The sequence below is a fragment of the Prosthecobacter fluviatilis genome, assembly GCF_055388355.1.
In genome coordinates, this window is the sequence record NZ_AP043782.1 from 40,979 (window position 1) to 61,271 (window position 20,293).

Annotated in this window: 16 protein-coding genes; 4 read left to right on the forward strand and 12 right to left on the reverse strand. The window is 66.9% G+C overall.

Going from position 1 to position 20,293, the window contains the following annotated elements; genetic code table 11:
* Positions 1-392: 392 nt before the first annotated feature.
* The 5 genes from ACZ5WW_RS00165 to ACZ5WW_RS00185 form a co-directional block, all read right to left on the reverse strand.
* Positions 393-620: a hypothetical protein gene (locus ACZ5WW_RS00165; protein WP_377171328.1), complete on the reverse strand. Its 228-nt coding sequence runs from the start codon at positions 618-620 to the stop codon at positions 393-395.
* A gap of 189 nt (positions 621-809) precedes the next feature.
* A complete protein-coding gene (locus ACZ5WW_RS00170) occupies positions 810-1,037 on the reverse strand; it encodes a hypothetical protein (protein WP_377171326.1) in 228 nt (75 codons plus the stop codon).
* Positions 1,038-1,436: 399 nt separating this feature from the next.
* A complete protein-coding gene (locus ACZ5WW_RS00175) occupies positions 1,437-2,567 on the reverse strand; it encodes a DUF2235 domain-containing protein (RefSeq protein WP_377171324.1) in 1,131 nt (376 codons plus the stop codon).
* Positions 2,564-4,105, reverse strand: a complete 1,542-nt coding sequence (locus ACZ5WW_RS00180) for an MBL fold metallo-hydrolase (protein ID WP_377171322.1) — start codon at positions 4,103-4,105, stop codon at positions 2,564-2,566. The genes ACZ5WW_RS00175 and ACZ5WW_RS00180 overlap by 4 nt, the downstream gene beginning before the upstream one ends.
* 21 nt (positions 4,106-4,126) lie before the next feature.
* Positions 4,127-6,064 carry a gluzincin family metallopeptidase gene (locus ACZ5WW_RS00185; protein WP_377171320.1) on the reverse strand — a complete coding sequence of 646 codons (1,938 nt, stop codon included), beginning with the start codon at positions 6,062-6,064 and terminating at the stop codon, positions 4,127-4,129.
* A gap of 437 nt (positions 6,065-6,501) precedes the next feature.
* Between ACZ5WW_RS00185 and ACZ5WW_RS00190 the strand changes: the two genes are divergently transcribed.
* Complete coding sequence (locus tag ACZ5WW_RS00190) at positions 6,502-8,217, forward strand: hypothetical protein (protein ID WP_377171318.1); 1,716 nt, start codon at positions 6,502-6,504, stop codon at positions 8,215-8,217.
* A gap of 706 nt (positions 8,218-8,923) precedes the next feature.
* Here the strand turns inward: ACZ5WW_RS00190 and ACZ5WW_RS00195 are convergent.
* The gene (locus tag ACZ5WW_RS00195) at positions 8,924-9,472 is read right to left on the reverse strand and encodes a hypothetical protein (protein WP_377171316.1); all 549 of its coding nucleotides are present in this window, start codon (positions 9,470-9,472) and stop codon (positions 8,924-8,926) included.
* A gap of 202 nt (positions 9,473-9,674) precedes the next feature.
* On the opposite strand from ACZ5WW_RS00195, the gene ACZ5WW_RS00200 reads away from it, so the two are divergent.
* Both ACZ5WW_RS00200 and ACZ5WW_RS00205 read left to right on the forward strand, forming a co-directional pair.
* A complete protein-coding gene (locus ACZ5WW_RS00200; protein ID WP_377171314.1) occupies positions 9,675-12,128 on the forward strand; it encodes a hypothetical protein in 2,454 nt (817 codons plus the stop codon).
* 6 nt (positions 12,129-12,134) lie between these two features.
* Positions 12,135-12,278 carry a hypothetical protein gene (locus tag ACZ5WW_RS00205; protein WP_377171312.1) on the forward strand — a complete coding sequence of 48 codons (144 nt, stop codon included), beginning with the start codon at positions 12,135-12,137 and terminating at the stop codon, positions 12,276-12,278.
* A 665-nt stretch (positions 12,279-12,943) separates the two neighbouring features.
* Here ACZ5WW_RS00205 and ACZ5WW_RS00210 read toward each other — a convergent pair.
* The 4 genes from ACZ5WW_RS00210 to ACZ5WW_RS00225 form a co-directional block, all read right to left on the reverse strand.
* The gene (locus ACZ5WW_RS00210) at positions 12,944-14,410 is read right to left on the reverse strand and encodes a TolC family protein (RefSeq protein ID WP_377171310.1); all 1,467 of its coding nucleotides are present in this window, start codon (positions 14,408-14,410) and stop codon (positions 12,944-12,946) included.
* A 58-nt stretch (positions 14,411-14,468) separates the two neighbouring features.
* Entirely contained in the window at positions 14,469-15,773 is a 1,305-nt protein-coding gene (locus tag ACZ5WW_RS00215; RefSeq protein WP_377171308.1) for an HlyD family secretion protein, read from the reverse strand.
* Between the two features lie 52 nt (positions 15,774-15,825).
* Complete coding sequence (locus tag ACZ5WW_RS00220) at positions 15,826-18,003, reverse strand: peptidase domain-containing ABC transporter (protein ID WP_377171306.1); 2,178 nt, start codon at positions 18,001-18,003, stop codon at positions 15,826-15,828.
* Positions 18,004-18,165: 162 nt separating this feature from the next.
* A complete protein-coding gene (locus ACZ5WW_RS00225; RefSeq protein ID WP_377171304.1) occupies positions 18,166-18,906 on the reverse strand; it encodes a heavy-metal-associated domain-containing protein in 741 nt (246 codons plus the stop codon).
* 111 nt (positions 18,907-19,017) lie between these two features.
* On the opposite strand from ACZ5WW_RS00225, the gene ACZ5WW_RS00230 reads away from it, so the two are divergent.
* The gene (locus tag ACZ5WW_RS00230) at positions 19,018-19,539 is read left to right on the forward strand and encodes an RNA polymerase sigma factor (protein ID WP_377171302.1); all 522 of its coding nucleotides are present in this window, start codon (positions 19,018-19,020) and stop codon (positions 19,537-19,539) included.
* Between the two features lie 77 nt (positions 19,540-19,616).
* Here the strand turns inward: ACZ5WW_RS00230 and ACZ5WW_RS00235 are convergent, their stop codons facing one another.
* Together ACZ5WW_RS00235 and ACZ5WW_RS00240 are read right to left on the reverse strand one after the other, a co-directional pair.
* Positions 19,617-19,928, reverse strand: a complete 312-nt coding sequence (locus ACZ5WW_RS00235; RefSeq protein WP_377171300.1) for a hypothetical protein — start codon at positions 19,926-19,928, stop codon at positions 19,617-19,619.
* A gap of 66 nt (positions 19,929-19,994) precedes the next feature.
* Positions 19,995-20,249 (reverse strand): YHS domain-containing protein, encoded by a 255-nt coding sequence (locus tag ACZ5WW_RS00240; RefSeq protein WP_377171298.1) that lies wholly within the window; start codon positions 20,247-20,249, stop codon positions 19,995-19,997.
* Positions 20,250-20,293: the final 44 nt, after the last annotated feature.

A 20,293-nucleotide genomic window follows, 5' to 3' on the forward strand; every position in this document is an offset into this window, starting at 1 on the left:
GGCGGGCGGGGCTGGCGGCCGTTTTGTGTCACCGCTGCGCGGTTCCACTGGAGGATGCGGTGGGGGGGACGCTTACCGTGGGCTGGCGCCCACGGCTTCGGTTGTGTCAGCCCTACGGGCTTTCGGCGGAGAGGGATCGTCCCGATCCCTCACGCTCCCGCCACAGCCAGCGCCCACGCGCCAGGGTCTGACTCACCGCTTCTCTCACGCCACACCGCAGACTTTGCGGAGCGTGGTGGGATCAAGATGATCCCACTCCTCCAGAGCCGCCGCCCCGCGTTTACCGGGGATTCACGCCACGCCCCAGCCTCCGGCGGAGAGGGATCGTCCCGATCCCTCACGCTCCCGCCACACCCTCAGCCCACGCGCCAGGGTCTGACTCACCGCTTCTCTCACGCCATGCCGCAGACTTTGCGCAGTGTGGTGGGATCAAGATGATCCCACTCCTCCAGAGCCGCCGCCCCGCGTTTACCGGGTATCCACGCCGCGCCCCAGCCTCCGGCGGAGAGGGATCGTCCCGATCCCTCACGCTCCCGCCACAGCCAGCGCCCCCGCGCCAGGTCTGACTCACCGCTTCTCTCACGCCATGCCGCAGACTTTGCGCAGCGTGGTGGGATCAAGATGATCCCACTCCTCCAGAGCCTCCGCCTCGCGTTTGCCGGGGATTCACGGCACGCCCCAACCTCCGCCCCGCGTTTACCGGGGATTCACGCCACGCCCCAACCCTCCCGCGGAGAGGGATCGTCCCGATCCCTCACGCTCCCGCCACAGCCAGCGCCCACGCGCCAAGGTCTGGCTCACCGCTTCCGTTAGGCCACACCGCAGACTTTGCGCAGCGTGGTGGGATCAAGATGATCCCACTCCTCCAGAGCCGCCGCCCCGCGTTTACCGGGTATCCACGCCGCGCCCCAGCCTCCGGCGGAGAGGGATCGTCCCGATCCCTCACGCTCCCGCCACAGCCAGCGCCCCCGCGCCAGGTCTGGCTCACCGCTTCCGTTAGGCCACACCGCAGACTTTGCGGAGCGTGGTGGGATCAAGATGATCCCACTCCTCCAGAGCCTCCGCCCCGCGTTTACCGGGGATTCACGCCACGTCCCAGCCCTCCGGCCACCCTACGCCACGCCCTCCGGCGGAGAGGGATCGTCCCGATCCCTCACGCTCCCGCCACACCCTCAGCCCACGCGCCAGGGTCTGACTCACCGCTTCTCTCACGCCATGCCGCAGACTTTGCGCAGCGTGGTGGGATCAAGATGATCCCACTCCTCCAGAGCCTCCGCCTCGCGTTTACCGGGCATTCACGCCACGCCCCAGCCCTCCGCCCCGCGTTTACCGGGGATTCACGCACGCCCGGGCTTTCGGAGGCGGCGATGGATGAGCGCGGGGCTGCGATGATGGGCTCGATTTATTCCTGTCACCGGCTGGTATTCACGCGAGGCCTAGTCTTCGATCTTGAACTGTGCGGCGAGGTCGCCGGCGGGCAGGTTGGGCGGGCGGTACTCCGGCTTTGCCTGCAGGCGGTCGAGGATGCTGCGGTGCAGGAACACTTCGGCGACGGCGAGTGTGCGGGGCTTGTTGGGCTGGCGGCGCCACTCGGTTTTGGCGGTCTTCCAGTTGTAGCGGCGTGCGGGGACGTACTCGAGGGCCTTCCAGGCTCCGGTGAGGGATTCGTGGATCTGTGCGGCGGGGTCCGGCCTGCAGCCTGCGAGCAGGCCGGAGAGGCGGGCCTCGTCCACGAGGAGGCCGAAGGCGCGCGCCTCGCGCACCATCCACTGGTAGGAAATCATGGCCAGGCCGCTTTCGGGCCAGGGGTAGCCGCCGCCGATGTCCGAGTGCACGCCGGGGAACCACACGTTCATGACGCGGGGGCGGCCGGTGCCGGGGAGCGGGGTGTCGTCGGACTTGAAGACGTTGGAGCGGAAGCCGCAGCGTCTTTCATCGAGCGAGACGGCGTGGCGGACGACGGCGACGCTGGGGTTTTCATAGGTGAAGGGGAAGGCCTGGTTGGCATTGTACATGCCGACGGAGCCGACGGTGTCCCAGGGGCCGAGGAAGGCGACGGGGCAGGGGCGTGTGAAGCTGGCGCGGAGCACCTCGGTGGAGGCGTCGTATTTTTTGGCGGCGTCGATCTGGGACTGGGTGGCGCCTTTTGGCAGAATGCGGATGCCGAGGTAGTGGCGCCAGAGGTAGGGCAGGAGGTTTTCCGAGCCGGGGGTGAGGAGGCCGACGCCGTGCAGCATGCCTGCGAGGGTGCGCACGGTGAAGGCGCCGCGGCTGAAGCCGAAGAGGAAGATGCGGTCCCCCTCCTGGTAGGTGCGCATGAGGTAGCGGTAGGCCTCGAAGACGTTTTCCTGGAACCCTGCGCCAAAGGCGAGGCCTTTGAACATGGACCACCGGCTGCTGATGGGGCCGGTGGCCTCCGGGGAGGCCATGGTGCCGACTCCGGGGTCATAAAAGGCGGCCTGCTCCGCGTTCTGGAGGGCCACCTGAAAGATGCGGACGACGTTGGTGAGGTCTCCTTCGAGCTGGTTGTTGGTGCCGTCGCAGCAGATGACGATGTTTTTGCTCATAGGTAGTAGTCGGTGTAGAGGTTTTGCTTTCTGACGCTCTCCACCTTTTTGGTTTTCGGGTTCTTCATGAAGACGTCGAATTTTTCAGTGGAGGGCTGCCAGCGGCCGGCCTGGGGCCTGTCCTGGACGTCTGGCTGCCCGTCTGACTGAAACACGACGGTGCATTTTTTCCTGAGGCGCTCGCGGATGGCGGGCAGGGGCATGTGCTCCCAGCCTTTGACCTCGTGGGCGACGCGGGTGTCCACGGGGATGACGGCTGCGAGGCGGCTGCTGGTCATGCGCTCGAGGCCTTTTTCCCGGAGGGTGGCGTTGTGGCTGCCGTGGTGGCCCACCTTGTAGAAGATGGTGCGCTGCAGGAGGTCCTCGGCGGTGACTTTGCGCCTGCCGCCGTCCCCGTCACGCACGGTCCAGGTGTGCTCGTCCCAGGAGAGCCAGTTGCCGGCCTGGGCGTCTCCGACGAAGAGCAGGACGTCCCGGGTGTCCTGGCCCGGGGGGCTGTCAAACTCGAAGGCGAGGACGAGGCTGGTGTTGTTGGTGGCATTGTCGAGCTGGAGGGCGAGCCGCTCTCCCATGCCGAGCCAGGCGTCGTCGATGCTGCGCCACTGATTTTCTGGCAGGAGATAGCCGTCGATACCAGAAATGGCCGGGGCGTGCGCGCCTGCGGAGCGACGCGTGTGCTGCGCGGCCGCGAGGCGCTCCGGGAGCTGCACCAGGGGCCTGCGCTGCGACCTGGCGAAGGGCTGCGCGAGCTCGTCTTCTGTGTCAAACGCGGCGAGGAATGAGTCGGTGAGGCCGATGGGCTCTTCGGCGAGGGCGTAGCCCTGGGATTTGCCGGGATTGGTTTTTTTCAGGGCGTCGCGGTCCAGCGGCGGGCCGAGCACATAGACGCGCACGCCCTCCACGCCGGGAATGGAGAGGGGCCTGCCCCCGGTCTCGAGGATGGTGGGGGTGCTGTGGGACTTGAGGAAATTCAGCGCGCCGGTGGTGCCGCCGCCAGCCTCCTCCTCCTCGGCGGAGGCGTCGTCACCGCCGGCTGCCTTGGCGCCAAAGAAGCCGAGGAGCCCGGCCATGCGCCCGGCCTGCTGGGTGAGCCCGCGCTTTTGCATCTCGTCCCTGGCTTTGGCGGCGGCTTTTTTCTTTTTCTCCCTTTCGGTGCGGAGCTGCTGGGCGAGCGGATTTTTCTCGTCCTCCGTCCAGGCGAGCCAGAGCTTGCCGAATTTCACGCCTTTGAAGATGTCGCGCGCCTGGGCGGGGTCGAAGCCGGAGAGGTGGTCCCAGTGCTCATGGGTGATGGCGAGCACGTCCACCTTTCCTTTGGTGGTTTTTTTGATGTCCTGGGCCACCTGGGTCATGACTTTGCCGGGCTCGCTGGTGCCGAGCACGATGCCGCAGTCGATCATGACGTGGGCCTGTTTGGACTTTCCGGCGGGGAAGGTGAGGAGGAAGCAGTCTCCGAGACCCTGCTGGTACATGCGGATGCGCACGCGGTAGTCTGCGGCGGGCTTGCGCGTTTTGGGCTTGGTCGCTTTGGTGGCCATGGCGTGGAGGGGAGTGGGAGATCAGTATTCCGAGTGAAGCATGGCAAAGGGCTCGTCCGCCGCGTCCATGCCGTAGGTGGAGGAGAGGGGCATCATGGCGGGGTCCTGGGCGCGCTGCCTGGCGAGCTCGAGGCGGCTGTGTGCGGGGTCTTTGCTGAAGAGGGGCTTGCGGATGATGTAGCGGATGGACTTTTCGGGATCGTCGTGGCCGAGATCGACGATGATGGTGCAGCCGCCCCAGAGGTCTTCGGCGGCGCCTTCCAGGGGCCTGTGCTGGAGGAGGGTGAAGATGATCTGATTGAGCACGGTGCCGTCCGGGCGCTGGCGCTGCACGGGCCACATGGCCTGCACTGAGAAGCGCACGACTTTCTCGCCGTTTTTTTCACGGGTGATGCCGAAGTCCAGCCCGGTCATTTCCTGCAGCCGGGTGTCGTTGAACTCGTGCAGGAACTTGGACTGCAGGTGGTCATGGAGCCTGGCGCGCTGCTCGCGGGTCTTTTTCCAGCGCAGGTGGCGGTCGTGGTCCATGCCGAGGTCTTTGTAAAAGGTCCGCAGCACCTCGCCGAGGCGGGCCATGTTTTCGTAGGTGCTGATTTCCTCCGGGCGGTCCCAGGTGAGGCTTTCCTCGGAGAGGGAGCGGAGCTTGCGGGGGTAGATGCCGTGCTGGCGGAAGGAGTCGATGAAGGCGATGCGGTAGCCGCAGCTGTCGTCCGGGAAGACGTCGCGGTCTGCGGTGATGAGGGCGCGGAGGTAGTCGCCGAAGTCGATGTCCACAGGCGGGCAGTAGTCGAGGGCGCGGATGCACATGGTGAGGACGTGGCCGGCGGCGGTGACGGCCTCGGTGGCGAGGCGGTTGACGAGGTCCGGGTGCAGCTCTCCTTCTTTGAGGATGCCGGTGCCGCCGCTGGCGATGCGGCGGAGGTCTGCGATGCGTGACTCGTAGATGGTGATGAAGGCGTCAAACACGGCGGAGACGAGGATGGCGCCGCGTGCGTGGGGCTCCATCTCCGTCATGTAGCGCGCGGGGTCCGGGGGGCGGCGCTGCCATTTGCCTGTGGCGGGGTCCACCTGGCCGAGGGCGTCGCGCAGGGAGCCGCGGTTGCCGGTGGCCCTGCCAAACTCCTGGGCGAGCTCTCCCATGAGGTTGTTCATGCCCATCTCGCCCCGGGTGCGGGCGATCTGGTGGCGCACGACTTCGTGAAAGGTGAAGTGCTGAAAGAGGGCGACGAGGTCTGCGAAGGCTTCGTGAAAGGCGAGGCCGTCCGGCTGGGTGACCTTCATGAAGTGGGGATGGATGCCGTCGAGGATGGCGTGGGTGGTCTCGTGGGCGATGATGTCGTGGGAGAGGCTGCCGAAGACGATGCCGCCGGGATACACTGCGGGGTCGCCCACCTCTGAGGCGGGGAAGTAGCCGAAGAGGAGGGCCTTTTTGGCAGGGGAGTAGTAGGCGTTTGCCTCGCGCAGGGCGTGGGGATAGACGGCGAGGCGCCGCACGTAGGTGGCCAGCCAGTCGGCCTCCTGCATCTGTGCGGTGGTCTTGCCCATGTCTTTGGCGGTGCGGTCTGACCAGAGGACGGGGCGGCCGATGGCGCGCTCAAAGTTGCGGATGGTGGTCATGACGACGGCGTAGGCCATCTGCTGGTGAAACTGGGGATTGGCGGCAGAGGCGGGCAGCCCGTCCTGCGCGAGCAGGTGGGGGTCGTTCAGGTCCACGGGCTCGTAAAAGCAGCCGCTGGCGGGGTCGACGTCGATGACCTCCACATACTCGCCGACGGGCCCGGGGGCGAGGGGCTCCCAGGGGATGGTGAAGATGCGCTCATTGATGACGGCGGTCTCCAGCTTGGCGGAGAGGCTGGGGTCAAAGGAATAGCCGCGCAGCCTGCGGAGCGTGGGGGTGTGCGCAGGCTTTTTTGCGGGGGGCTGCGGCGCGGACTCGGTGGGGCGTGACTTGGCAGGCATGGGAGGACGGGACCTGGGGTGTGGTTAGGAGGGCGGAGAAAGCTGGATGTGCCGCAGCCCCGGGCGGTGACGCCGCCTGTGGCCACCCGGGAAAGGGCCGGGGGCTCCGCGTGGCGGGATGCTGCACGTGCGCTGAAGCATGGTGAGGAGCGGGGACGAGGGTTTTATATTGGATTTGCCTAAAACCGCAATGCCTTTGGCAGGATGATTTTGTGACAAATTCATAATGCCAAAAACTAGCAATGCTTTTCTGATAAATGAAAAGCTTAGTTTTTTTGTTCCGGGGTTTAGCGGGGGTGTTTTCCGGGCGTGGCGCAGGGGGCGGGCCGGGCCGGGCAAGACGGAGGCCAGCGGAAAGCATTTCGTGGTATTTTTCAATACCATGCAAGAAACCGCTTGAGATCTGAAATCCGGACCCAAGTCTTTGGGACAAACCTATGAACGATGCTGACTTTCACCTGGTGGCGCATTCGCCGCTGGTCCACTTTGAAACCTGCACGAAGGTGCAGAACGCGACGACGAAGAAGCTGGAGACGCCGCGTGCGAACGTGCTGCAGCGGCGCATGGCGGAGGCGGTGGAGGTGCTGACGGCGCTTGGGGTGCCGGCGATACGCATCATCGTGACGAAGATACGCCAGTGCGGGGGCACGACCTTCAGCGTGGAGGTGATCTACCACCTGTGCCAGCAGCGCAACACGGACGCGCTGATTTTGGCGAACATCAGCGCGAACAGCCAGGGCATCCTGGAGCGGATACGGACCTTCAGCGAGAACGACCGCTTCCCCTGGCACAATGCGCTGGTGCCGCGCGAGCGGCGGATGAAGTGGGCCAACGGCAGCACGGCCACGATCACGAGCGCGGAGTCGATGAACCCGGGGATCTCGAAGCCGCGGCAGGCGGTGCTTTTCAGCGAGAGCGCGAAGTATCCGCGCGGCGGGGTGAAGGATGACCGGAAGATCATGGCGTCGATTTTGCCCTCGCTGAATGATGCGGGGCTGGCGATCGCGGAGAGCACGCCGGACGGGGCGAGCGGGTGGCACTACGAGACGTGGCAGGGGGCGCTGACGCTGGATGATTTCCTGCGGGCGTGGAAGGCGGGGGAGTCGGCGCCGGGGAACGGGTGGGTGAAGGTGTTTGCGGCGTGGTTTGAGTTTGCGGAAAACGTGAAGCCGGTGACGGAGGCGATGCGGGCGCGGATCGACGCGACGCTGACGCCGCGCGAGGCGAACGGGCGGCGCCGGTACGGCTGGACGCACGAGCAGATGGCGTGGCGGCGGGCGATCATGGAGGCGGAGTGCTCGGGCTCGGAGGAGACGTTTGACGAGTTTTACCCGGAGGATGAGGTGAGCTGCTTTCTGTCGTCGGGCAGGCCGCGCTTTAACGTGGCGGCGCTGCGGCGGCTGGAGCTGGCGGCGGGGCTGCACGCGCCGGAGACGGGCTCGCTGGTGGCGGTGGGAGACGGGGTGGAGTTTCAGCGGGAGGGCAGCGGCTTTGGCAGCTTTCAGATCTGGGAAAAGCCGCAGCCGGGGTGCAGCTACATCGTGTGGTGCGACCCCATGACGGGGGAGGACCAGGCGGAAAGCGGGGACCCGGACCGGCACTCGATCGGGGTGCTGCGCACGGAGTACCAGGCGGCGGGCGGCGCGTGCTACAAGGACGCGGTGGTGGCGCGTGTGCGGCCGCCTTTCACGGGGACGACGGTGCTGACGGCGGAGTACATCGCGCTGCTTTCAGAGTACTACGGCGGTGCGCTGGTGGTGCTGGAGGTGAACATGGGCCTGCATGTGCTGGAGCGGCTGAAGGACCTGGGGGTGCCGCTGTACAAGCGCCAGGTGGTGGACCCGTACGACCGCGAGAAGCAGAGCTACATGCTGGGCTGGAAGCTGAAGGACCGGGACCAGCGAAGGGATGTGATCGACAGCCTGGCGCTGGCGTTTCACAACGAGGCGCTGGATGTGTTCTGCCCGCACATTCTGGCGGAGTGCAAGAACTTCATGTGGAGCAAGAACGGGCGCGAGGAGGCGCGGAGCGGCTGCCACGATGACGATGTGCTGGGCCTGGCGATGGCCTACCGCTGCAAGGGGAGCGCGACGCTGTACAAGCCAACGGTGAGGCGGAGACGGAGGCCGGGGGATTACAAGCGGGTGAGGTGAGGGGGCGGTTCTTGGTTCTTGGTTCTTGGTTGTTGGTTGTTGGTCGTGGTTAGGCGGGGGCGGTGGGTGTGGCGGGAGTGTGAGGGATCGGGACGATCCCTCTCCGCCGGGGGGCTGGGCGTGGCGTGAATGCCAGGTAAACGCGGGGCGGTGGCTCTGGAGGAGTGGGATCATCTTGATCCCACCACGCTGCGCAAAGTCTGCGGTGTGGCGTGAGGGAAGGGGTGAGCCAGACCTGGCGCGTGGGCGGTGGGTGTGGCGGGAGTGTGAGGGATCGGGACGATCCCTCTCCGCCGGAGGGCTGGGGTGTGGCGTGAATGCCCGGTAAACGCGGGGCGGAGGCTCTGGAGGAGTGGGATCATCTTGATCCCACCACGCTGCGCAAAGTCTGCGGTGGGGCGTGAGGGAAGGGGTGAGCCAGACTTGGCGCGTGGGCGCTGGGTGTGGCGGGGGCGTGAGGGATCGGGACGATCCCTCTCCGCCGGGGGGGCTGGGCGTGGCGTGAATCCCTGGTGAACGCGGGGCGGAGGCTCTGGAGGAGTGGGATCATCTTGATCCCACCACGCTGCGCAAAGTCTGCGGTGGGGCGTGAGGGAAGGGGTGAGCCAGACCTGGCGCGGGGGCGGTGGGTGTGGCGGGAGTGTGAGGGATCGGGACGATCCCTCTCCGCCGGGGGGCTGGGGAGTGGCGGAGGGTGGCCGGGGGGCTAGGCGCTGGTTGTGGGCGGGGCTGCGGGTGCAGTTGGCGCAGGGGCTGCGGGAGCGGGAGCTGCGGGAGCGGGAGCTGCGGGAGCGGGTGCTGCGGGAGCGGGTGCTGCGGGAACGGGGGGCTTGGACGGGGTGGGGGCGGGGGCGGTGGAGCCAGGGGGGAAGTCCCAGGTGCGGGTGAAGGTGGGGAGGCGGGAGATTTCGTTGCGGATGTGCACGGACTGGATGACGTCGCCTTTGGGGGTCTTGCTGAAGCAGACGAGGATGGTCCACTGGCCGGTGCGGTGGCGCATGTTCCAGGTCTCGGTGGTGATGCTGTCGGCGCTCTTGATGCTTTCGATGACGGCGCCGCTGTCTGAGAGGAGCTTGTTGGCGTCTGCCACGGAGAGGGTGGCGGGCTCGTGCAGGCGTGCCCAGGCGGCGGGGGGGCTGGGATAGAGCGCGACCTTGAAGGTGGCGGCCATGAGGCCGAGCAGAATGACGATGAGCACCGCCATGGTTTTGGGCGAGGTGGGGGGCAGCGAGTCGGGGTCGGCGGTTTTCTTCATGTGCGGGAACTATTGAACCGATGCTCTGTTTGTCGAGGAGGGGATGGGGTGAAAAAGGGCATAGGTCCGGGGCTTAGCGAATGCGGGGGGCGGGGTGTGCAAAGGGTGGAAAAGGGGCGCGTGAATGTGCAGTAATACCGAAAGATACCAGAATAAAATATCAAATGGCTTGCACTCTGAAATCCGGACCCAAGGGTGTGGCATGGACCCTGAATACACTCAAACTGGAACCGGCAGGCGGCCGCAGCGGCGGATCAACGCACGCCCTCGCAACATCGAATATGACACCGAAACCGGGCCCGGCACGGGGACGGCGGCGCAGCGCACCGGCATGGTCAACCGTGACGGCAGCACTTCGCCGGTGTCTGCGATGGGCTCTGCGACGGGGCCGCTGAGCCAGCCGCTGAAGCAGTTCACCCCGGAGGAGCTGGACCAGCTCAAGGAGCAGAACAGCCAGAACTTTGGGGCGCGGCCGGGGCGCATCGACGCGCGTCCGCGCAACAACCTCTACATGCCGGGCACAGGGCCGGGGACGGGGCGCACCGCGATCCGGGTGGGCACGGTCAACCGTGACGGCAGCACTTCGCCGGTGTCTGCGATGGGGTCTGCGACGGGGCCGCTGAGCCAGCCGCTGAAGCAGTTTACTCCGGAGGAGCTGGACAAGCTCAAGGAGCAGAACAGCCAGAACTTCGGGACGCGGCCGGGACGCATCGACGCCCGCCCGCGCAACAACCTCTACATGCCGGGCACAGGACCGGGCACGGGGCGCACGGCGATCCGTGTGGGCACGATCAACCGCGATGGCAGCACTTCGCCGGTTTCGGGACTGGGTGCGGCCACGAGGCCGTCGAGCCTGCCGCCGTCACGCCTCATGACGCCGCGCCCGACGCCGGCCAGTGCCTATGCGCCGCCCTCCGCAGCCGCGACGCCGGGGCTGGAGGGCACGATCAAGGCTGGGACGGAGCAGTTTGGCAAGAACCCGATGCAGGGCATGCAAATGCCGCCGCCGCCGGTGCCGCCGGTGATCGGGCCTGCAGTGCCGGCGCTCGCGCCTGCGATGGCGAACGACCTGACGAAATCGACGACGGCCATGCCGGCGTCGCCTGCGTCACCGGCTGCGGCCACGGGGGCGTCTGCGCCAGCGAGCACTCTGGGCATGCCAGGCACGGGCACACTGCAGTCGGGGGCGGGGCAGTTTGGCAGCGGTGCTGGCGCTGCGGGTCTGGACAACGGACCGCAGAAACTGACAGACGCGGCGAAAGACGGGGCGGCGGCGGCTGGCGGCAATGACGGCGGCGGCCAGGAAGATGATGAGGAGGACACGGTGGAAGCCCGTGCGAAGGGCGGGCCGGTGAAGGCTGGCAGGCCCTACCTGGTGGGGGAGGAGGGGCCGGAGATCATCGTGCCGCAGCAGAGCGGGACGGTGGTGCCGAACCATGCCCTCTCCCGTGCCGGCCTGAAGGCGGCTGCGGGCGCTCATGCACGGCCACGCCTTTTGACGCCGCGGCAAACTCCTGCCGAAGCGTACGCACACCTGCGACGGCACCCAGCCCCGGGTGCTGCAAAGCAGGCCTCCGAAACGCCGGATGAAAGGGAGGACTCTGCGAGGAAGACGGCTCATGCGGGCAGAGGCCGCCTTTTTGAGATGCGCAAGCCCCCGGCCAATGCGGCGCTTTACCTGCGGGGCAAAAAACTGCCGGGTCGTGCGGACGGGGGGCCTGTCCAGGCGGGCAAGCCTTATGTGGTGGGGGAAAGGGGGGCTGAAATCATGGTGCCGGAAAAGAACGGCACAGATGATTCCGCCCAAGATTCCGGGGCCAAAGACTGGTTCAGCCAATGGCAGGAGCGGGATGTGGACCGGGCTGAAAAGGCGCGGCCGGCGGGCCATGTGCAGATGGAGCGTGAGCAGGGGCTGTCGTCTGTGAGGCACATGCTCAAGGGCAAGCCGACAGGCCTGGCGGATGAGCTGGGCACGGGCGTGGCGGAGGGGGTGTCGCGCATCGGCCAGCTGGCGGCGAGCGTGGGCTCCTACCTGCCGGGGCAGACCGGCCGCGACTACGAGGCGCGGCGCAAGCTCTACGCGGAGAGGGCGGAGATCATGAAGAAGTATCGCGAACGTGACGAGGTGGCGCAGAAGAGCTTTCACACCCTGACTCCCGGCAGCCTGACTGCGACGGTGGTGGGCGCGGCCCCTGAAGTGTACAATCCCGTGAACAAGGCGGGCTGGGGTGCGAAGGCCGTGAATGCGGCCTGGCATGGCGTGCGTGGCTACCTGCCCAACAAGTCGCTGCATGACGCGGCGGTGGGCTCTCTGAGCTCGGTGGCGGGAGAAAACGCGGAGGACCTGGTGAAGCGTGGGAAGACGGTGGCGGGCAACCTGGCGGGTACGGTGACGGAGCAGGTCCTCCGCAAGGTGCTGCCGGATGACAAACCGAAAAGCGCCCCTCCGCCGGTCCCCGGCCCCATCCCCAAGCCTGCGCCTGGCACCGACCCCTTGCGCATGCCGCCTGCGACTGGGGATGCCAGCGAAGCTCCGAAACCTGCTTCCTCCCAAGCGCCCGAGATGAAGCAGCAGGGGCGGAAGCTCAATGGCTACGAGACCGAGCTGATGAAGAAGAAAATCCCGCCATCACTGAGGCCGATGCAGACCTTTTGACCTGCCATGCGGCCTGAGGACGTGAGGCCGGATGTGGAGGGCAGGCTGGGTGTGTTTGGCGGCAAGAGCGTGTCGTTTTTCACGGCTCTCTTCGCCAAACCGCCCGGCTGTGAGGACGTTCTTACGCGAATGGCGTTTGAGGTGCGCTGATGGACGGGCGGGCTGTCGCCACACCCATCCTACGTTCTGGCGCGGCGCTCTGGGCGTAGGTTGGGTGTGTTTGGCGAGTGATGCTCTCTTCAACACACTCAAGCTTTCTTCGCCAAACCGCCCGACTGCGAGGACGTTCGCAAACCACTGCGTTTGCGGTGCGCTGATGGACGGGCGGAGAGGGATCGTCCCGATCCCTCACGCTCACGCATCGCCCTGCATTCTCGTGCCTCCGCAAAGCCGAGCCTCCCGCATCATCCAGCGCTCTCGCACATCCGCGAACACGTTGCAGGTGGGGGGATCAAGATGATCCCCCTCCGTCGCTGCGGCGAAGCCTCCGGCGGAGAGGGATCGTCCCGATCCCACAGGCTCACGCATCGCCCTGCATTCTCGTGCCTCCGCAAAGCCGAGCCTCCCTCATCATCCAGCGCTCTCGCACATCCGCGAACACGCTGCAGGTGGGGGGATCAAGATGATCCCCCTCCGTCGGCTCGTGCCTCCACCTTCAGACCCGTTTTTAACAGATCGTGGTATTATGGCCGCAAGCAGGAAAGGGAGGCTGCGTTGCTGAAACAAAATGAGACGAAGGCCGCCGCTGACTGACGGCTGGCGGGCGCTGGCAGACGACGCCGGCGTGTTTTTTCGGAGGCGGCCTCCTGGGGGGATTATTTGCCTGCGGCGATGGCGGCGCGGTAGTTGGCGTGGGCGCGGAAGTACTCGGACTGGGCTTCGACTTCGAGGACCTGGGCGTCAAAGCTGGCCTGCTCGCGGATCTGCAGGGCGAGGAGGTCGGTGGCGCCTTGCTTGAGGCGCTCGGCCTCGGCGGTGGCGAGCTTCTGGGCGAGATCGACGTTGAGGCGGGTCTGGCGCAGGACTTCGTGGGCGGCGAGGAGGGCGCTGTGGGCGTCGCGCACGTCGGCGGTGATGCGCTGGCGGGCGAAGAGCATCTCCTGATTGAGGCGGGCGATCTGGGCGTCGGCGACATCGACGCGGCCTTTGGCTTCGCGGCGCTGGAGGGGCATTTTGAACTCGATCTTGGCCTCGACTTCGGTGCGCTCCATGGCGGAGGGGAGGCGGCTGCTGGTGCCCTGGGCGGCCTGGAGGCCGACTTCGACGCTGGGGAGGAGGTTGTTTTTGGCGAGGCGGAGGTCGATGCCGGTTTTTTCGAGGGTGAGCTCGATGCGGCGGATCTCGGGGCGGAAGATGAGGGCTTTGGCGATGTCCACGGTGAGCTGGCTTTCCGCGGGGCTGGGGTGGGTGGGGAAGGCCGAGGGGAGGCGCTTGCGGTGGGGGAGGATGGGCTCTGCGGTGGCCTTGTCGCGGTAGAAGAGGGAGAGCTCGATGGTGGCGGCCTGGAGGCGGCGGGTGGCCTGGACGACGGCGATCTGGCGGCTGACGACGAGGCGCTGGTTGTCCACCTGGACGATGGGGGCGGAGGCGCCGGTTTTGACCTGCTCTGCGATGGCGGAGTCGCGCTCTTTGGCGACGCGGAGGAGCTCCTCGCTGAGGGTGAGGCGCTGGCCTGCGGCGAGCCAGCCGTAGTAGGCGATGGTGGCGGCGCGGACGAAGTCGAGGTACTGGCGGAAGATGTAGGGGTCTGCGAGCTCCTGGTCGATGCGGGCCTGCCAGAGGGAGGCGCGGCGGCGGTCAATGGTGCCGTCGCGGAGGAGGGGGATGCGGAAGCCGAGGACGCCTTCGCCGTCGGTGCTGGTGCGGTCCTTGTTGTAGTTGGGGAGGAAGCCGCTGCTGAGGCGGTAGCCGCCGTAGACGCTGCCGCCCCAGTTGGTGAGGGGCTGCTCGAGCACGGTGTAGGCGGTCTGGCCGTCGTAGTAGCCGGCGGGGGTGAAGGTGGTGCCGGCGTTGAGGTTGAGGTCAAAGGCGCCGAGGGCCTGGCGTGCGCGGCCGTTGGCGATGTCCTGCTCGATCATGGCGGCGAGGTAGGGCGGGTACTGGCTCTGGACGCTCTGGAGGACTTCGGGGAGGAGGAGGGGGCGGCTGCCGCCTTTGTCCTTTTCCTTCTCCTCCGGGGCTGCCTCAAGCCCGGCAAAGGGGAGCGCCAGGGCGACCATGGCGGCGCGAAGGCGGGTGTGCCGGCGGCGGCGTGAGAGGTAGGCGGGCGGGGCGGAGTACATAGGGCGTGGCTGGTGTGGCAGGGCGGGGGGGATGCGTGGTTCAGTGTGGTAGGAAATTTTATTTCTTGGTGGGGTCGAGCTTGCCGTCCGCGTTGGAGTTCACCGGGGGGAAGCCGTTGATCTGGCGCCAGAGCTCAAACCAGAGGGGGACCTGGTCGAGGAGGAACCAGGCGTTGGCGCGGGTGCCCTGGCGGAGCCAGCGCTCGCGGTCCGGCCAGGGGACTGTGACGGGGCCTTTGCCGTCGCCACGGTCCACGATGTCTTCGGCGGGGCCGATGAGGACGCGGAAGCGGCCCTGGCCGTCGTCGCTGGCGTCCACAAAGACGACTTCGCCGCCAAAGGTGCCGATGGCGAGCTGGGGCCAGCCGATGGCCTGGACGGCGGGCCAGCCCTCAAAGGCGAGGCGCACGGGGCTGCCGGGGGTGACGACGCCGTTGACCTCCTTGCGGGCGTGGATGAGGGGCATGTCGTTGCCGTCCACCCAGACTTCGACGTTGCGGCTGTCGCTTTCGGGGATGATGACGCAGATGAGGGAGCCGGGGCGGAGGTAGGTGCCGTCGGTGACGGCGACCTGGAGGACGACGCCGTCGCGGGGGGCTTCGACGATCTGGCGGAGGTTCTGGTTGATCTGGACGTCGATGACGGAGAGGTCGCGCTCTGCGGTGGCGACTTCGCCGAGGGCGCTGCCTTTGGAGGCGTGGATGGAGGCGATGAGGGCGTCCATGTCGTTGCCGGTGCGCTTGAGGGCGGCTTCGGCGGACTTGAGGTCGGCGGCGGTGGCGTCGCGCTGGAGGGTGGCGAGCTCCATGTTGCGCTGGGATTCGAGCTTCTTGTTAAAGAGCTCCTGGGTGCGGGCGTAGTTGAGCTGGGCGGTCTCTGCGGCGATCTTGGCGCCGGCGACGCGCTGCTGCGCACCGTCGATGGCCTGGGCCTTGGCGAGCTCCTGCTGGGTGATCTGGGCGGTGAGGGACTCGACGCGGCCCTGGGCAAAGTCGCGGCGGCTTTCGATGGCTTCGCGCTGGGCGCGGAGGTTGTTGATGAGGTTGGGGTCGTTGTCCTGGATCTCGATGATGAGCTCGCCTTTCTTGACGCGCTGGCCTTCGGTGATGTGGAGATTGCGCACGCGGCCGGAGACCTGGGCCTCCACATTGACGCGGCGGTCGAGGGGATTGAAGGCGATGACGCGGCCGGTGCCTGCGACGAACTGCCGCCAGGGGAGGAAGAGCAGGGCGATGGTGAGGACGACGAAGGAGAGGATGAGGACGCGGCAGAAGACGCGGGTGAAGCGCGCGGGGCTGGCGAGGCTGAGCGCGGGGAGCGGTGGCGCGGAGGAGATGGGGGGACCTGGGTGGGGCGACGTCATAGGCGAGGGGCGGTGGCTGACGGGGGGGAGATGGGATCGGGGACGAGGAGGATTAAAGGGAGGCTGTGGAGGAGGAGGCGGGGTGGACGGCGGTCAGGCGGCAGGGGGCGAGGGTGATGACCTGGGCGCAGCGGGTGCTGACCTGGGAGTCGCGGGTGGTGACGATGACGGTCCAGGGCTGGTCTTTGCCGAGGATGGTCTCGGAGAGGAGGGTGAAGGAGGAGGCGTCCATGTTGTCGAGCAGCTCGTCGATGAGGAGGAGGCGCGGGCGCTGGGCGAGGGCGCGTGCGAGGAGGAGGCGCATGCGCTGATTGCCGGAGAGGGGGGCACCGCCGATCTTGAGGCGGAGGTTGAGGCCCTCGGGGCGTGAGAGGAGCTCTTCGAGGAGGCCCACCTGCTTGAGCGCGGAGCGGATCTCGTCCATGCCGATGTCGTTGCGGCCGAGGCGGAGGTTGTCGATGACGGTGGCGTCCATGATTTCGTCGCGGCGGAGGAGCTGGGTGCTCTGGCGGAGGGCCTCGAGGTCCCAGGTGCGGAGGTCCACGCCGTCGATGGTGAGGAAGCCTGCGGAGGGCTGGCGGAGGCCGAAGAGGATGTCGAGCAGGGAGCTGGCGCCTGCGCCATGGGGGCCGATGATGGCGGCGCTGCTGCCTGCGGGGACGGTGAAGCTGAGGCCGTTGAAGAGGGGGACGCCGGGGAGGTGGGCAAAGGAGATGTGGCTGGCGATGACCTCGGCACCGGAGCCGGGGTGGGCGGGCTTTTCGCCGCCCTGGCGTTCGGTTTCGAGGTCGAAGATGTGGCCGAGCTTGTCCATGGCGGCCATGGCGTCGTACCAGGCTTCGAGCTTTTTGCCGAGCTTGGCGAGGGAGGCGACGATGCCGCTCATGATGATCTCGCTGGCGACGAGCTGGCCGAGGGTGATCTGCTGGCTGATGACGAGGTAGCCGCCGACGACGAGGAGCGCGGCGGAGGCGACGACCTGGAGGGTGAGGAGGGCGGCGATCTGGCGCATGAGGACGCGGAAGTGCCTGCTGCGCGCCATGACGTAGCCGGTGCTGAGCTCATTGGCGCGTGCGTGGGCCATGCGGCTGCCGCCGGGGCCTTTGAAGAGGAAGGGGAAGTGGGCCACTTCCTCAAACCAGTTCACGAGGTCATACTTCATGCGCGACTCCTGGATGCTGGTGTCCACCGCGCCACGGCCGAGGAGCCAGAGGCTGAGGATGATGAGGAGCAGGAGGATGGCGGCAAAGAGGAGGAGCAGCGGGTGGTAGAGGGAGAGCAGGAGCATGCCGATGAGGCCGCCGAAGACGAGGTTCACCCCGTCGAGGAGGAGCATGGCGGTGGACTTCTGCGCGGTGACGACGTCGAGGAAGCGGTTCACCATCTCGGGGGCGTGCACCTCGTCATGCACCTGGGCTTTGACGCGGGGGAGGCGGTAGGCCAGGTCGGAGGCGGCGCGCACGAAGATGCGGCGCTGGATCATGTCTGACACATAGTACTGAAAGCCGCTGATGACGGCCTGCAGCCCGAGGCAGCCGAAGAGGGCGACGGAGACGATGACGAGGGCCTGGAGGTAGGGGCGGGCCTGGCCGCCGAAGGCGAGATTGGTGACGATGGCGTCCACCGCGAGGGGGACGGCGAGGTAGAGCAGCGCGGAGATGATGGAGAAGAGCAGCAGGGTGCGGACCTCCTGCCGCTCTGCGAGGAGCATGCCGATGAAGCGGCGCGCGGGATTGATGGCGGGGTGGCCGTGGGGGGCGGTGTGCCCGGGCTCGGGCGCGGCGCTGATGGCCTGCGCGGGGCGCGCGAGGTGGACGACGCCCACCTCCACCGCAGCGTGCACGCTGTCCACGCCGACGAGGCGCGCAAGGGCGTGGCGGGTGATGGTGACGCGGTGGTCGGGGTGCTCCCCTTCGGCCATGCGGAGGCTGAACCAGCCGGCGTGGGTGATGACGAGCCAGCGGCTCTCCACGCTGCTCCAGATGACGACGGGGGAGTCTGAGTGCGCCTGCCACACGGCCTCGCTGAGCGGGAGGCGCGTGGGCGAGACCAGCATGCCCGCGGCGGCTGCAGCGGAGCTGAGCTGGGCGAGGGGGTCTCCGGGCGGCAGGGCGGCGTGCTCGACGGCCTGGCGCGCACGCTCGGGGTCGAGATCACTGCCGAGGATGGCAGAGAGCTGCAGGAGCGTGGTGGAGGAAAGGACGATGTGGGGAGTGGTTGGCGGTGTCAAAATTTAGGGATAAGTCGCGGGTTCTACGTCTCGCTAACACGGGTGGACTCACCTTGGAGACTGCAAAAAACAAGCGCGAATGTAATGAGGGTCCGCCAGTAAAAAATGGTGTCAGGTGGAGGTGCGTAGCCTTATAAAGGATTTGCTTATACCGGCGTGTGCTCAGGCGTGGCCTGCGAGGGCCATGAGCGCCATGAGGAGCATGAGGGCGTCTTCGATGATGGTGACGGTGGACATGGGCAGGTTGAACACGGTGCCGAGGCAGGCGCAGCGGATGGCCCTGCCGGAGAGCACGGCCCGGAGCACGCCGAGGAGGCTCACGCCCATGACGAGCGCGGTGGCGGCATTCACCCACACGGGCTGCCAGTGCGCCAGGTAGGCGAGGCCGAGGCCGAGCTCGATGAAGGGATAGACGAAGCCGTAGGCGGGCAGCGCCCTGGCCACGAGGTCGTAGCTGCGGTAGGCGTCGCTGAAGCCGCGGAGGTCGAGCATTTTGAAGAAGGAGAAGGCGATGAAGAAGCCGCCCATGAAGAGCCGCATGGAGAGCGCGGGGTCAAAGCGGCCCTGCATGGCATTGGCGGCGGCGATGACGAGGAGCAGGTAGCCCAGCAGGATGAGGAGCGGGCGGTAGGTGCGGGCGCTTTTGGCCGGCTGCGCGGGCGCTGCGGCCGGGGATGCCGCCGAGGCTGCGGATGCTGCCACCTGGTATTTCCCAAGAGGACGCAGCCAGCCGTTCATCTCCTCGTCGCTGAGGGCGTGGCGGGTGGTGATGGCGGCCTGGGGCGGCTGCAGGGTGACGGTGGCGGCGGTGATGTCCGGGTGCTGCAGCAGGCGTGCAGTGACTTTGTCCACGCAGGAGGTGCAGGAGAGGCCGGTGAGCGGGAATTTCTGGGGGAGGTTCATGGGGTGGCGGTGTTTGAGTTTGGGGTTGGGGTGAAGAGGCGTGCCCCCTTCCTGACTGCACACGCAGCGGACGAAAGATGTTACAGGCTTTTTTACGCGGCGTATGATGAGATGATGATCCCTGACGCGCTGCTGCAGCATTTCGACGCTTTTGTGGGCTTTGCACGCTCGCGCACGGGGGACCCCGAGCTGGCGGCCGACCTGGTGCAGGAGTGCCTGCTGAAGGCGCTGCGCTCCGGGCAGGCGCCTGCGGACAGCGAGGGGGTGGTGACGTGGTTTTACCGTGTGCTGCGCCATGCCATCATCGACGCGCACCGGCGCAGGATGACGCAGGAGAAGGCGCTGCCCATGCTGAGCCTGGAGCTGCCGGAGTCTGTGTCTCCGGAGGATGAAAAAACGCTGTGCCAGTGTGTGCTGAAAATGCTGCCGCTGCTGCCGGAGGCGGACGCGGAGCTGCTGAGGCGCATCGACCTGGGCGGGGAGTCGCCCACCGAGCTGGCCAGGGCCACGCAGCAGCGGGTGAACACGGTGAATGTGCGGCTGCTGCGCGCACGGCAGAAGCTGCGCGCGCAGGTGGAAAAGGTGTGCCGGAGCTGCGCCACGCATGGCTGCCTGGACTGCGACTGCGGGTGAGGCGGGCGCACACGCGGGTGCGCGTGGGGTACCGCCTGTGGCGCGTACACAGGCGGCGTTTACCCCGGGCTCATGGATCAGTGGCCGGTGCAGTGGTGCAGCGTGCCGCCGCAGGTCTTGCAGGTGTGGGTGGTGAGGCTGCCGTTTTTCAGCATGGCCACGACTTTGTTTTCACAGTCGGGGCAGCTCATGCTGTCTGAGTGCTTCAGGGTCACGAGTCCCTTGGGGCCGGTGCCGGTCATGGAGGGAGACATGAAGTGAACGGTGTGGCACCTGCTGCAGGTGACCGCGCTGCGGGGTGCGGCGGAGGTGGCCTGGCAGGAGGCCAGCAGCAGGGCGCTGAGCGCGCTGATGCCGAGGAGGGTGGTGCGGATGAGTTTCGTTTTCATGGTGTGTTTGTGTTTGTTTTGTCTTCAGCCCAGGCGGCAGGGTGCCGCCTGGGAAAGTGTCGCCGCTCACAGCTTCGAGAGATACTTCGCCGGATTGGCCTCGAACTTCCGGAGGCAGGGCTTGCAGCAGAATTTGATCTCCTGGCCGTTGTACACGGTGCTGACAGGGCCGCCCATGCTGTCGAGGTCGTTGCCTGTGACGAGGCAGACTTTCAGCGGGTAGGGCTTGGTGCCGCCCGTGGTGGCGGAGGTGCTGGCGCAGGAGACGAGCCCGAGGCTGAGGAGCAGGGCGGCGAGGAGGATGAGGGTGTTTGTTTTCATGGTGGTGTGTTTGTGTGTGTGTTGTTTTTTTTGGGGTGTGGAGT